The organism is Clostridium sp. RTP31139st1_H3_RTP31139_211217 (assembly GCF_040227035.1).
Lineage (GTDB): Bacteria > Bacillota > Clostridia > Clostridiales > Clostridiaceae > Clostridium > Clostridium saudiense.
This window is the reverse complement of the sequence record NZ_JBCOAB010000070.1, coordinates 1-13,297: the sequence shown is the minus strand read 5'-3', so window position 1 is coordinate 13,297 and position 13,297 is coordinate 1. Positions and strand designations below refer to the sequence as shown.

The following is a 13,297-nucleotide window of genomic DNA, read 5'->3' as shown; positions in this document are numbered from 1 at the left end:
ATTGCTAAAGATATGAATTGTAGTGTTGCTACTGTTCATAAAATAATTAACGAACAATAATGTTAATAAATTAATTAGCAAACAAAGTGTTATTTAATTAATTTATTAACAAGAATATCAAAAATTAAGGGGCTGAAAATACGAATTTACATGAAAGTTTACTAGAGCTAAACTTATAGTGGTGTTTTTACCCCTTACAAATGGCTTAAAACCGTAAAATTTAAAATATAAAAATAAAAAAACTGCGTAGAAGCTTAATTCTGCGCAGTTTTTAATACATAAAATATAAAGTTTACAGGGTTAATTTCTAAGTAGACAACCACCGTTTGAGCATAATGTAAATTTAGATAAAACACCAACACAAACATTTGAGTTTATGTTTTTACTGCATGATCCGCTACCGCTACCCATTTCATGATTAAGTGGTGCAATGGCATTATTTCCTTGTACTAAAACTTCCATCCCCGATTACCTCCTAGTATAAATATTTATATCAAAGCATAAGGCTTAGATATCTTATAAAAAATAAAATATTGTTAAAAAATTCATAAAATGATATAATAATGAAAAAATGATATATAATACTCTTACAGGAGCTTTTTTGCTATTAGATGATTATCATTACAATATTTATGAAAATATTACCAAAAATCCAATAGATACTCAAAATAAAGAGATAGTAGATAGTTTTTTATCTAATGGAATTATTGTAGATAAATCTATTGATGAGTTTTTAATAATAAAAACTAATGCAAATATTTCTAAATATATGTCAAGTGTATTTGAATTGACAATTGCTCCAACATTAGCTTGTAATATGGATTGTCCTTATTGTTATGAGAAGGAAAAAACAGGGGTAATGTCTCAAGAAATATTGGATAATATTATTAATTTTACATTACATAATATAGATTTATATGGATATAAACATCTAGAAATTACATGGTATGGTGGAGAACCATTATTACAATTAAATTCTATAAGATATCTATCGTTAGAATTTAAAAAATTATGCAAAGAAAAAAATATAACTTATGCCGCTAAAATGGTTAGTAATGGCAGCTTATTAAATAAAGAGATTGCAGAAATTTTAGTGGATGAATGTATGGTTAAATTTGTACAAATTACTTTAGATGGGTTAAATGAAAAAAATGATAAAAGAAGATATTTAAAAAATGGACAAGGAAGTTTTGATATAATAACTAAAAATATAAAAGAAATTAGAGATATTTTACCTATAAGAATAAGAGTTAACATAGATAAAGATAATAGTGATGATTTAGATAGTCTTGTTGAGTATTATAATAAAGAACTAGATCATGAAAATGTTAGCATATATATAGCTCCGGTAACAGATGAAAATGAGAATAGTTGCACAAAATCTTTATGCTATAAGCCTAAAGATTTTGCAAATATTCAAAAGCGTTTTAATGAGAAAATGAATTATAATTTTAATTTACCACAATATATACCTTTAGCTTGTGGAGCAATGGGACCTAATACTTTTGTAATAGGACCAGATGGAGATTTAGTTAAGTGTTGGAATGAAATAGGGATTAAAGATTATTCAGTTGGAAATGTTAAAAATGGATTTGTATTAAATAAAAGAGCATTAAAATGGCTTAATAAAGAGCTAGATGAAGCTTGTAGAGAATGCAAAACATTACCTATTTGTCAAGGATCTTGTCCATATCAAACTATAGATAAAAATTCTGGACCAGTATGTGATTATAGTAAATATTTAATTGAGAATACATTAAATAAAGCATGCACATACATTAAAGATAATAAAGGTATTTAATATGGTTGAATTTATATTAATATATATAAAAAAAAGGAGTATAAGAACTATTTTATATGTATTAGGGAATTTTGCAGAGGTATTTTTACAATTTAGCATTCCTTTACAGTTAGGTATTATTATAAACAATTTAGTATATGATAAATGTTATTCTAATATTATACAATCATTAATAATTTTAGCTGTTATATCAACATTTAAAATAGTAATATCATATATAAATAAATTAAATAGGGTTAATTTAGTTAATAATATATCATTTGAAATTTCGATGGATATTATTAAACATTTATCAAAATGTGAATTATCTTTTTTTAAAAAGAATTCTTCGGCTTATTTAAGAGATAGAATAAATAGCGATTCAGTTAGTATAGTTACTTTTGTAATTGATTCTATTATTATGATGGTAATTTATATAATATCAGCAATAGTGTTATTAGTAGGTATTAATAAAATAAACACTAAAATTACAATAGTATATATTTTTAGTATACCAATATATATATTAATATATTTATATTTTAAGAAAAAAATGTATTTAGTGAATTATTTATTAAAAGAAGCAAGTAGTAGATATACATCGGTAGTAACAGATCAATTTAATGCAATCTCATTTATAAAATATAACTCATTATATGGAATAATGAAGAATAACATTAAAAATGAATATAAAAAATTGTATAAAGCAACACGAGAATCCACTAAGGTTTCGGCTAAATTAAATAGTGTAGGAGACGGAATAACACAATATGTAAATATAATCATATTGTTTATTGGTTTTAATGAAGTGCTTAATGGAAGTCTTGAGATAGGATATTTTACAATACTAAGTAATTATTTAACGTATATATTAGAAATAACATCATCTATGTTGAATTTTAGTAGCATTTATCAAACAACTAAAGCATCATATGATAGAACTCAGGAACTATATAATATATCAAAGACCATTCAAGGTATAGAAGATATTGATGAAATAGAGAGTATAGATATTAAAAATCTAAGTTTTTCATATAAAAACAAAAAAATTATAGATGATTTCACATATGAGTTTAAGAAGAATAATGTATATATATTAAAAGGTGAAAATGGAAGTGGGAAAAGTACATTAATAAAGCTAATAACAGGAATGGAAAATAGCTATTTCGGGCAGATAAATATTAATGGTAAGAATATAAAAACTATAAATATGAATAATATTCTTAAAAAAAATATTACTGTAGTAGAACAAGAACCAAATTTATTAGGTGGAGAGCTTAGGAAGCTAATAAGTGTTATAAACAAAGATATAAATTCTAATAGATCAATAGAATTATTTAAAAAATTAGGTTTAAATGAAGAATTCAATATTAATGATTTGATAATAGATAATAGTAATTCTAATATTTCAGGGGGAGAAAAGCAAAAAATAGCTATATTCTTAGGGATATTGAAGGAATCTAATGTAATGATATTAGATGAGCCAACATCTGCATTAGATGGTGAAAGTAAACTTTTATTAGTTGAGCTATTAAAAGAAGTCAAAAAGGATAAAATTATTATACTGATATCTCATGAAAAAAGTTTAGATAATTCTATGATTAGTGAATTAAATGCAAAAAAAATATATATAAATTAAAAAAGGAATAGAGAATGCATAAACTAAGTGATTATAGAAAAAGTAATATTAAAGAAGAAATTTTAGAAGTGATATTTCTAATAGGAATGTTTGTAGTTTTATGGCAGTATTATAGATATTCATACATTAGTCATTTAATAGTAAGCTTAATAATAATAATAGTATTATTAAACTTACTTAGTGACAATGAGAGTATGAATATACCAAGTAAAAGAAAAGCCATATTTCCTTTTATATATATATATATATTAATATTTTTTCAATCAACGCTATACTTGAAATTAATGACCTTACCTAAAATAGTATCTATACAATCATCAATAATAAGATTAATTATTATACAAATTATCGTTATTATATTACCTATGTTAACATGTTATTTCTTTTCAATTAAGTTAACAGATTTTAATTGGAAAACCTCATTTAAGTGGTTAGTAGTTAGTTGTGTGATTTTCATAATATTATTTATACCTAAGATTTATATTGATGGATTTTCAGTATTTAAATATAATAAATTTTCTTGTATTAGTGATTATATATTTGATTCATTTGATGCTCTAATATTTAATGCTAGTTTTGAAGAAGTGCTTTTTAGGGGATTCTTAATTAGTTTATTAAAATCCTTTAAATTAAATAATACTAAAATAAATATTATTCAATCAATAATATTTGGATTAATACATATTTATCAAACTTCTTTTTGGGGATTAAGTTATCATATACTAATGGGATATGTTTTGGGAAAACTATATTTAAAATCTAAATCACTTACACCTAGTATAATATTACATTTATTAATTAATCAAGTATAATTAAAGTATTATTTAGGAGTTTATAACAAATTAAAATCAGTGAATAACTTTAAGAGAGTAGTAAATTAATGGTCTACAGAGTGTTTTTTCTGTAGATGTTACTGTATGATTAAATACTTAGAGAAATTTATGTTCAGAGTTAAAATAAAGCTAAAATAATGATTTAAATAAAATGTATCCTATAAAGTATATACTATAAGGTACATTTTATTTGATTTTAGTATGGATTTTTTTAATTACATTTTTACATAATGTAATTATTTTTTTATAAATTAGTTATTTTCACTAATAAAGTTTTCAAGCCAAGTTTTAGATTTTTAATTATTATTAAAGTATGATTTAAATTTATTAGCTAATTCTACATTATCAATTTCCATATTTTCAATAATAGCGACTATTTGAATTAATCTCCTTGTACGAGCTTTTCTTTCCTTTTCTTTTTCACGAGCTAGTAAGGCTTGTTTTTGTGCCTTTAATTGATTAATTTTCTGTTCAATTTTATCTATTTTTTCTTTATATTGCATTAAAAAATAATCTCTAAATAATAGTATATTTTAAGTGGCAAAGTATAGCAATAATGTCTTGCAAACTATGGAAATTATAAAGAAATAATTCGGAAAGTAAGTTGTAAATAATATGAGAGAATATAAGTAAAGAAAGATAGATATAGTTGATTGGAATAAAAAAGAGAAGTTAGAAGAGTGGAGAGAGCAATGGGCAAACTACGTAAATGGAAGTCTTGAAAGAAATGGAATAAAAGAAATAATAGATCATAGAACTCTTGCAGAGCAAGGGATAGAAAGAATTCCCCAAATTCATGTGGGAACATATGTAAATGCTATGGAAAAAAGGGGGTACAATCTGATTGAGGTCAGATAAACAAGAAAATTGAGGAACTTAATAGTCAAATAGAAAATATAGAGAAAGAAAAAGTTAAGGCTATAAGTGAGTTTAATGAGCTTAATAAAGAAGAGAAAGAGAAATATAGATTTATAACACTTGAAGAAAAAAACAATAAAAAAAGCTGAAAATATAGTTAAGAGGCAGTTAGATAGAAAGATTATAGATTCTTCAGTAAATAAGTTAAATAACATTAGAAGAGTATTTGTAGATGAACTAAATAAATTAAAGTTTGAACTTTATTCGTTGAAAGAAGATATTAGACTTATGAAAGGTTGGAGCAGTGACATTGAAAATCATAAAAAACAATTAGAAGAATTGCCAAAGAATTTATTTGGAAGATATAACGATAAGTCAGCTGCCACGGAAATACAAGAAATTATAAAAATTAAAGAGAAAGTTTTAGAAAATAGGGGATATAAGGATAAAAATACAATATTAATGAAAGAGAAAAAATTAAATTTAAATAAATATAGAGAGTACTATTCGGAGTATAAAGAACAGTTTCTATAATCAAAATAGTTGTCGTTACAAGGGGGGAAGATGTATAAAGGCAGTTAATAAATATTGTGGTTACAAGGTTTATATAAATAAAATTAGTGGAAATTAGTAAGATGTGGAAAAGAAATTAAACTTTAATGGAATAAGTGGAAGTAATGATATTTTAGAGAGATTTGAGCAGGTAAAGAAAAAAGTCAAGAGATAGATAAGTAAAATATGAGTAGAAGTGAGTAAATTCAAGCGTTGACAACAAGGTACAACAAAAAAAATCTTGCTTTATGAAGAAAAACAGGGTAAAATTAACTTAAATTTGAAATTAAAATTAAATAAAAAAAGCTCTTATTCAACTCTTAATATTAAGTTTCGCACTCTTAATATTAAGCCAAACTTTAAAGGTATTCGCACTACCTAAAAGACGTTAGAAAAGAACTTCATTTAGTTAGTAACTACGTTCAAGGTTATATCTCACACATAAAACCAAGCACGAAAGCTACTTTATAAAATATATTTTATTCAATATTATGAATAAAGTATAACTGATTAAAGAAGAATTTTCAAGCCTTTTAGTATGGTAAAACCTTACTGAAAGGCTTTTTTATTTAACTAAATAAAAATTAAGACAAGTTTCATAAATTAAATACTGAAAAATCCTGTATGGTAAGTGGTTAAGGAATAACACTATAAAAAACTACTCGGCTCAATTTTACCCTAATTATGAGGAGGATATTAAAATGGAAAGTTTTAAAGAGCTTCAGGAAGAGAGTGATATTATAGCTATAGTAACACCTACAGGTGATAGTGTTATTTTAGGAGATTCAGTTATAACTAAAGTAAAAGTTGATAATATACTTAAAGGAGAATGTGAAGAGTATTTAAATATTATTGAACCAGTATCATTATTTTATGAAAATGTTGAAGAAGGTAATTTAAGTTATGTATCAAGTATAAATGGATATAATTTTATGAAGCAAAACAAAGAGTATATAGTATTATTAAATAAAGCGAATAATGTAGATTATTCAGATGAATTATATGTTTACCATAATGTATATTTAGGAAAGTTTCCTAAAGCATATAAAGATATATCTTATAAAATATATGATGATATTGATATATATAAAACGATAAATTCGTATGAGCAAGTATTTAATAATATTGAGGCAGTGAACTACTATAAAGACATATATAATCAAATTATATTTGAGTATAAAATAAATTAAAAGGTTTCAAAAATTTTTGAAACCTTTTTTATATTAAATAACTCTATAAGTATATAAGAATTAATAGGAGGATTAAGTTTATGGAGGGAATAATATATCAGTATGACAATATAAAAACTATAAACTTAAATGAATATGACTTAATTGTTAAATCAATTAATAGTGATTATGATTCATTTGCAAATTTAATGAAACTTCATAAAAGGCATTTATATCAAATGGCATATATCCATACACGTGACAAAGATATGGCATTAGATATAATTCAGGAGACTACAATTGTTGCATTTAAAAATATAAAATCATTAAAAGAACCATTAGCATTCAAAAAGTGGATAACTAGAATATTGGTTAATATTACTATTAGTGAGTTAAAAAAAAGAAAAAAAGTAATACATATAGATAATTATGATGTTATCAATAATGATGATATATTTATTAATAATAAATCGATAAACATTGATGAGAAACTTGATTTATATAATGCGGTTGATTTACTGAAAAATAATTATAAAACAATAATTATAATGAAATACTTTAATGATTTAACAATTAAAGAAATAGGATATACATTAAATTTATCAGAGAATACTGTAAAAACAAATCTAAAGAGAGCAAAAGAAGCTTTATTCAAGATTTTAAAGGAGGGATATTTAAATGATTAATAGAGATTTAGATAAAATAGAGATTCCTGATAATATAGATGAATTTATAGATAAAGGTATAAATAAATTAAAAAGGGAGAAGGAGAAAAAGGTGAAGAAGCATTATTTAAAAGTTTGTAGTATGATTGCAATACTATCTATATTTATAATAGGAGTATTTTTTAATTCTAATTTAGCGAGTGCAAGTGAAGGAAATGCATTTGAAAGTATATTTAAGTATTTTGAAACTAAGTTATTATCGAATTCAAAAATATCTGATATTGAAACAAACGTAAATCAAACTATTAATTCTAATAATATAAACATTACTATTGAAAGTGTGGCTTGTGATGATAATTATATAAGTATTTCATATAAAGTTTTAAATAAGGATACATTTAACATAAAAGAAAGTGATATTCATAAAGTATCATTACAGGGTCAGATAAAATATACGGATTCAGAAAGCAGTATTTCCACTTTTACGGATAATTTTTCATTTATTGATGAAAATACTTTGCTTATAGTGGAAAAATATAGAATAAGTGATTTGTTTAATGGTCCAATACCAGTTGATGAATTTAATTTAGAAGTAAAATTAAACTCTATTGAAATAATTATGGTTGATGAAATAGATTCAACTAATAAAACAAAAGAATATAATGGAAGCTGGGAGTTTGAAGTTCCCGTAAAGAAGGATTTATCAGAAAGTAAAAATATAGATATAAAAAATATAATAACAGATGGTACATCAATAGAAGATATAGAACTTACACCATATGAATTAAAAATTACAGTAAAACGTGATAAAAATCTTCCAAAAGCAATAGTCACTTTTAAAGATAATAATGGAAATGAAATAGAAAACATATCAGGACATAGAATAAATGATGAAACTATAATACAAACATTAAATCTTCCTAATGTTAATGCAGAATATTTAGTAGGTTATATTAAGTATGTTGATGAAATTCATAATGATACTTGTATTAGTTGTAATGATGATAATACACATTCTCATGAGATAGAAATGGAAGAAAAAATATATTTAAATAACTGATAATAGCAATATTTTTATGTAGTAGTTTATGTGTGGGGGTAATGCTACAAGTTATAAGAGAGTTGAATATTTAACTCTCTTTTTTATTTTATATGATATTAAATTTTATTATAAATTTAATATCATATAAAAAGTCAGAATAGAAATTAACACTAATTAAATTGTTTTTTACTTCAGCATTATATAAATAGAGAGAATTTCTAAATATATTTTAATTATTTATTTTTGGATATAAATTTTTTAAGCTAAGTTTTGGATTTATCATTAGCTTCAAAGTAGGATTTGAACTTATTGGTCAATTCTACATTATCAATACCTATATTTTCAATAATAGCGCATATTTGAATTAATCTTCTAGTACGAGCTTTTCTTTATCCTTTTTTCACGAGCTAGGATTATTTGTTTTTGTAATTTTAATTTATTAATTTTATGTTCAATTTTATTTATTTTTTCTTTATGTTGTATTAAAAAATCAACTATAAATAATAGTATATTGTAAGTCGAAAGGTATAGCAAAAATTCATTACAAACTATGCAAATTATAAAGGGATAATTCTAAAAGTAAGTTGTAAATAATATAGCATAATACTACAATAAAGTGAGCAAATAAATCCAGTAGTATTAATACATAGAGAGTCTGAACAACAAAAAGAATTAAGTAAATCGATATATAGAGGAATTTAGAGATAAGTAAAATATGAGTAGAAGTGAGTAATTTCAAGCGATGACAACAAGGTACAACAAAAAAATCTTGCTTTATGAAGAAAAACAGGGTAAAATTAACTTAAATTTGGAATTAAAATTAAATAAAAAAAGCTCTTATTCAACTCTCATATATTAGTCTGCAAACTAACATATGAGCCGAACTTTACAAGGTACTGCAATACCTAGAAAGCTGTTAGAAAAGAACTTCATTTAGTTAGTAACTACGTTCAAGGTTATATCTCACACATAAAACCAAGCACGAAAGCTACTTTATAAAAAATATTTTATTCAATATTATGAATAAAGTATAACTGATTAAAGAAGAATTTTCAAGCCTTTTAGTATGGTAAAACCTTACTGAAAGGTTTTTTTATTTAACTAAATAAAAATTAAGACAAGTTTCATAAATTAAATACTGAAAAATCCTGTATGGTAAGTGGTTAAGGAATAACACTATAAAAAACTACTCGGCTCACCACCGAGGATAGCGCCGTTAGATGGGGAGGTGCTATTTTTAGACAAACTATTAAAGTTAGTTTTTAGTAGTGGAGTGCCTGTCCTGGTGGAGTTTGCATTAGCTCCTAGGGGTGTGTAGAAAGTTACATGGTAGTATGCTCGATAATACCAGACCTAAACGAGATTGATTTACATAGTGGTTGGAAGCCACGGGATAAATGCGACACGGATACCTCAATGGCTCCAAGCCATAATATCATGTTTGCTTGTCCCCTTTGCAATTAGTATTTTTATGTTATATTAATTGCAAGGGGGGGAGCGAGCCGTTTCCTAATTCACCAAACCATAGTTGATGTTGACTTAAAAGTCAACTAAAAAAATATGAAAATTTAGTGCGAGCGATGGGGGGTATAAGAATATGAGTAAAAAGAAAAAACAAAAATATTATGCTATTAAAGAAGGTAAGGGTGTTAAAAATAAGATAGTTAGAACCTGGAGTGAGTGTAAAGAACTTGTATTAGGTTATCCTAGTATATATAAATCTTTTTATACAGAAGAAGAAGCTATAAAATTTTTAGGTGGTATTAATGATAAAGATATTCCAGCAATTAAAGAAAAAATAAAAGTTAATATACAGTCTAGTAAGAAAAGAAGATCTTCAACAAAAGCAATAAATTTTAGAGTTCCTAATGAGGTTTATAATGAGTTTATTAAGAAGGTAGATGAAACCGGATTAGATAGAGATAAAATATTATTGGAAATGATTAAAGAATGGATTGATTAATAATAGGTAGACAGGATTTTTAAGGGATTTATTGAATTTTTTAAATAGGGATTTATTTAAAAAGGGAGGGTTTAAGGGATGTTGAGGAGTGTTGCAGAAGTATCAGTTTTAACTGGTTTAAGTAAAGTTAGTATTTATAATAAAATTAAGTTAAAAGAAATAGAGAAGTATGTTGTTAAAAACAAGGGTATTACTTATATTTCAGATGAAGGTATTAATTTAATATTTAAAGGTTTAAACTTTAAGGATGATACACTAAATGGTTTTACTAATGGCTTAAATATTGATAGAGAAGATGTTGATATAAGTATTAAAAATACTGACTTTAAAGAGTTTAAACTTGAGTTAAAAGAGTTCAATAAAGAATATTTAAATAGTTTAAAAGCTGAAAATGAATTTTTAAAAAAGCAATTAGATGAAAAAGATAAGCAAATATCTGAATTGCATAAGTTAATTGAAAATAGTCAGATACTTTTAAAGGAAGAGCAGAAAAAAAGTGAACAACAGTTATATTTAGCAGAACATTTTGAAGAAGTAGATAATAAGCTCCAAGATCTAAGAGAAAAAATGGAGCAAAAAAGAAATGAAAAAATAAAATTATTTAAGATTTTTTCAAAGTAGATTTATAGAGTATTTTTTATTAAGGGGAAAATTATGAAGTTAGAAAAAAAGAAATATTTTTTATGTCCAATGTGTGGAGAAAACTTAAGCTTCCAAAGACAGAAGAATTAGAAGTTATATTTATAAAATGTAGTTGTGGATGTGGTAGTTTTATACAAGTTAGAAATGGCTATCATATTCCATCTAAACGAGGTATTGAAAAATTCTTTTAAAAATTTATTTAATTTTAGAAATAAATTTTTAAAAGAATTAGAAGAATAGCAAGCATAGGAAGTGAGTACACACTTCCTATAAATTTAAATTTAAGTAAATCTTAATTTTAAATTTATTTATTGGGAGAGCTGCCCAACCCCTTTTGAAAAAAATTTTTTAGAATGATGTTTACAAATTGAAAGTTAAAATACTATTTATATTTTAGGGGGATTATTTATTTATGGAGCAGTGGCTCCATTTTTTTATAAAAAAATAGTTTGAGGTTAAAGAAATATATGATAAAATTAAGAAAATAACCACCGACAAAGCGTCGGGTTATATACGGTTTTAATACGGTTTTCATACGTCAAAGGTGGATATTTGGAAATTTTTTTGTACCCATAGAAACGCTAGGCTTTGCCTAGTCCCACAAAGTTTTTGGGGGCAGTTTCTCTTTATGCTCTTATAAAATATCTACAGGTATAATTTCCAGTTAAGATATTTTATAATTCTTTTTTGGGATTTGATTAAACTTTTTTAAAGTTTAAGGGTGAGCATAGCGAGGGCAAAGCCCTTAAATAAAAAAGAAAAGGAGTTAAGTAATATGGCAAGAATAAGAAAAGAATATAAAATGACAGAAAAAAATGTGGAGTACATAGAAGAAGTTAAAGAGAAAAATAATTTAAAATATAGCAGTGAAGCATTAGATTTAATAATTAGAGAGCATAGACAAAATTCAGATATTACAACAGAAGCTATGATTAAAATAATAGCAAAAGAAGTAGCAGAACAAATCAAATTTGATATGAAAGAAATTAAAAGTTCTAGCAATAATACTGATAGAAATACTCAAATACTTTTAGAATTAATTAATGGATTTTTTGTAATTTCTGAGTATGGAAGGTTAGCAACAACAGAGGATATTATAGCACCAGCATTACCTAAGGCAATAGAGCTTGTAGATACGAGAAGAGAAAATAAAATAGTAAGAGGTTTAGATAAGAAATATTAAAGTAAAAAAACTCAAGTATTTAGATATAGAGTATTAATTATATTTTTTAATGACCAACTGGAGTATTAAGTAACGGAGTGGAGAGTAGCGTAATGAGTAAGTTAATACGTAAGGCGGTAGAAAGTATTTAGTCTTAAATACTTTTTTAAATTAAACTTTTAAAAAGTTTAATAGAATGTTATTTATAAAAATGATATACTTTAAATAAGTTTTAGTTTGCAAATTTTCCATAGAAGATTTGCTCCGTAAAGGACATCTTTAAAGGTGTCCTTTTATGATATAATGATTAAGTAAACTAAAACTTAAAAAAATTTAAAGGAGAAATAGTATATGGAAAAAGAAATATTAGAAATTTTAAAAGCTATGCAACAAGATATAAAAGGGTTAAAAGAGAGTCAAGAAAGACTTGAATCTAAAGTAGATGGAATTGAAAAGAAGCTTGATGGAGTTGTAGAGCAGACAGCAGATTTATTAGAATTTAGAACTTCTGTAGAAGAAAAGCTTAATGAGTTGAAAGAGGTTGAAGAAGTAACTAAGGCAAATTGTTATGACATAGCAAAATTAAAGTTAAAAGCAGTAAAATAGAATCATAAAAAAGTGAAATTTTATGTGATGTACATGAAATTTTACTTTTTTTATTTTTACTAGGGAGTTTTAAATTCAATTAAGTTACAAAATTAATTATTGAACAAAATAAAGAAAGTGCTATATTTAAGTTAATAAATTAATTAGTTAACGGAGTGGTTATAGTGGCAAGAAAAACTATTAAAGGATTAGAGGAAATAATTACAGATTTAGAAAAGCGTTTAAATGAACAGAATAAAATTAATGTTGAATTACATAATCAAATATCAGAAATGCAAATGATTGCTGATGATAAATTTGAAAATAGTCCAATATATCATCAAATGGTCAAGGAAATTGAAAAATTAAAGGCTATTATAAGATTAAATGAAATAAACACTAAATCT

Annotated in this window: 16 protein-coding genes; 14 read left to right on the top strand and 2 right to left on the bottom strand. The window is 24.4% G+C overall.

What is annotated here, in order from left to right:
• Window positions 1-300 precede the first annotated feature (300 nt).
• Window positions 301-462: a hypothetical protein gene (locus tag ABUA17_RS17505; RefSeq protein ID WP_195952654.1), complete on the bottom strand. Its 162-nt coding sequence runs from the start codon at window positions 460-462 to the stop codon at window positions 301-303.
• 139 nt (window positions 463-601) lie between these two features.
• On the opposite strand from ABUA17_RS17505, the gene ABUA17_RS17500 reads away from it, so the two are divergent.
• The 3 genes from ABUA17_RS17500 to ABUA17_RS17490 are packed head-to-tail and all read left to right on the top strand — an operon-like array spanning window position 602 to window position 4,231.
• Window positions 602-1,801 carry a radical SAM/SPASM domain-containing protein gene (locus tag ABUA17_RS17500; RefSeq protein ID WP_195952655.1) on the top strand — a complete coding sequence of 400 codons (1,200 nt, stop codon included), beginning with the start codon at window positions 602-604 and terminating at the stop codon, window positions 1,799-1,801.
• 1 nt (window position 1,802) lies between these two features.
• The gene (locus tag ABUA17_RS17495) at window positions 1,803-3,419 is read left to right on the top strand and encodes an ATP-binding cassette domain-containing protein (protein WP_288161444.1); all 1,617 of its coding nucleotides are present in this window, start codon (window positions 1,803-1,805) and stop codon (window positions 3,417-3,419) included.
• Window positions 3,420-3,433: 14 nt separating this feature from the next.
• Window positions 3,434-4,231 carry a CPBP family intramembrane glutamic endopeptidase gene (locus ABUA17_RS17490; protein ID WP_195952657.1) on the top strand — a complete coding sequence of 266 codons (798 nt, stop codon included), beginning with the start codon at window positions 3,434-3,436 and terminating at the stop codon, window positions 4,229-4,231.
• Window positions 4,232-4,548: 317 nt separating this feature from the next.
• On the opposite strand, the gene ABUA17_RS17485 is transcribed toward ABUA17_RS17490, so the two are convergent.
• A complete protein-coding gene (locus ABUA17_RS17485; protein WP_195952658.1) occupies window positions 4,549-4,755 on the bottom strand; it encodes a hypothetical protein in 207 nt (68 codons plus the stop codon).
• Window positions 4,756-4,891: 136 nt separating this feature from the next.
• Here ABUA17_RS17485 and ABUA17_RS17480 point away from each other — a divergent pair, with 136 nt between their 5' ends.
• The 11 genes from ABUA17_RS17480 to ABUA17_RS17430 form a co-directional block, all read left to right on the top strand.
• Window positions 4,892-5,110, top strand: a complete 219-nt coding sequence (locus ABUA17_RS17480) for a MobA/MobL family protein (RefSeq protein ID WP_195952665.1) — start codon at window positions 4,892-4,894, stop codon at window positions 5,108-5,110.
• 120 nt (window positions 5,111-5,230) lie between these two features.
• Window positions 5,231-5,644: a hypothetical protein gene (locus ABUA17_RS17475; protein ID WP_195952659.1), complete on the top strand. Its 414-nt coding sequence runs from the start codon at window positions 5,231-5,233 to the stop codon at window positions 5,642-5,644.
• Window positions 5,645-6,363: 719 nt separating this feature from the next.
• Complete coding sequence (locus ABUA17_RS17470) at window positions 6,364-6,852, top strand: hypothetical protein (protein WP_195952660.1); 489 nt, start codon at window positions 6,364-6,366, stop codon at window positions 6,850-6,852.
• 80 nt (window positions 6,853-6,932) lie between these two features.
• The gene (locus ABUA17_RS17465; RefSeq protein ID WP_195952661.1) at window positions 6,933-7,517 is read left to right on the top strand and encodes a sigma-70 family RNA polymerase sigma factor; all 585 of its coding nucleotides are present in this window, start codon (window positions 6,933-6,935) and stop codon (window positions 7,515-7,517) included.
• Complete coding sequence (locus tag ABUA17_RS17460) at window positions 7,510-8,556, top strand: DUF4179 domain-containing protein (RefSeq protein ID WP_288161446.1); 1,047 nt, start codon at window positions 7,510-7,512, stop codon at window positions 8,554-8,556. The genes ABUA17_RS17465 and ABUA17_RS17460 overlap by 8 nt, the downstream gene beginning before the upstream one ends.
• Window positions 8,557-10,135: 1,579 nt before the next feature.
• Window positions 10,136-10,501, top strand: a complete 366-nt coding sequence (locus ABUA17_RS17455) for an RNase H1/viroplasmin domain-containing protein (RefSeq protein WP_195952663.1) — start codon at window positions 10,136-10,138, stop codon at window positions 10,499-10,501.
• A gap of 78 nt (window positions 10,502-10,579) precedes the next feature.
• Window positions 10,580-11,122, top strand: coding sequence for a hypothetical protein (locus ABUA17_RS17450; protein ID WP_302696000.1), 543 nt, complete (start codon window positions 10,580-10,582; stop codon window positions 11,120-11,122).
• Window positions 11,123-11,184: 62 nt separating this feature from the next.
• On the top strand, window positions 11,185-11,334 hold the full coding sequence (locus ABUA17_RS17445) for a hypothetical protein (protein WP_288161463.1): 150 nt from the start codon (window positions 11,185-11,187) through the stop codon (window positions 11,332-11,334).
• A gap of 584 nt (window positions 11,335-11,918) precedes the next feature.
• Window positions 11,919-12,326 carry a hypothetical protein gene (locus tag ABUA17_RS17440; RefSeq protein ID WP_349821669.1) on the top strand — a complete coding sequence of 136 codons (408 nt, stop codon included), beginning with the start codon at window positions 11,919-11,921 and terminating at the stop codon, window positions 12,324-12,326.
• 330 nt (window positions 12,327-12,656) lie between these two features.
• Window positions 12,657-12,911: a hypothetical protein gene (locus tag ABUA17_RS17435; protein ID WP_042402926.1), complete on the top strand. Its 255-nt coding sequence runs from the start codon at window positions 12,657-12,659 to the stop codon at window positions 12,909-12,911.
• 164 nt (window positions 12,912-13,075) lie between these two features.
• A partial coding sequence (locus ABUA17_RS17430) for a hypothetical protein (protein WP_502880112.1) occupies window positions 13,076-13,297 on the top strand: 222 nt, incomplete at its 3' end.

What these genes read in the sequence shown, in the direction of transcription:
- ABUA17_RS17505 (WP_195952654.1), bottom strand. Translation starts at nt 462, where the DNA reads ATGGAAGTTTTAGTACAAGGAAATAATGCCATTGCACCACTTAATCAT.
- ABUA17_RS17495 (WP_288161444.1), top strand. Translation starts at nt 1,803, where the DNA reads ATGGTTGAATTTATATTAATATATATAAAAAAAAGGAGTATAAGAACT.
- ABUA17_RS17490 (WP_195952657.1), top strand. Translation starts at nt 3,434, where the DNA reads ATGCATAAACTAAGTGATTATAGAAAAAGTAATATTAAAGAAGAAATT.
- ABUA17_RS17485 (WP_195952658.1), bottom strand. Translation starts at nt 4,755, where the DNA reads ATGCAATATAAAGAAAAAATAGATAAAATTGAACAGAAAATTAATCAA.
- ABUA17_RS17470 (WP_195952660.1), top strand. Translation starts at nt 6,364, where the DNA reads ATGGAAAGTTTTAAAGAGCTTCAGGAAGAGAGTGATATTATAGCTATA.
- ABUA17_RS17465 (WP_195952661.1), top strand. Translation starts at nt 6,933, where the DNA reads ATGGAGGGAATAATATATCAGTATGACAATATAAAAACTATAAACTTA.
- ABUA17_RS17460 (WP_288161446.1), top strand. Translation starts at nt 7,510, where the DNA reads ATGATTAATAGAGATTTAGATAAAATAGAGATTCCTGATAATATAGAT.
- ABUA17_RS17455 (WP_195952663.1), top strand. Translation starts at nt 10,136, where the DNA reads ATGAGTAAAAAGAAAAAACAAAAATATTATGCTATTAAAGAAGGTAAG.
- ABUA17_RS17450 (WP_302696000.1), top strand. Translation starts at nt 10,580, where the DNA reads ATGTTGAGGAGTGTTGCAGAAGTATCAGTTTTAACTGGTTTAAGTAAA.
- ABUA17_RS17445 (WP_288161463.1), top strand. Translation starts at nt 11,185, where the DNA reads ATGTCCAATGTGTGGAGAAAACTTAAGCTTCCAAAGACAGAAGAATTA.
- ABUA17_RS17440 (WP_349821669.1), top strand. Translation starts at nt 11,919, where the DNA reads ATGGCAAGAATAAGAAAAGAATATAAAATGACAGAAAAAAATGTGGAG.
- ABUA17_RS17435 (WP_042402926.1), top strand. Translation starts at nt 12,657, where the DNA reads ATGGAAAAAGAAATATTAGAAATTTTAAAAGCTATGCAACAAGATATA.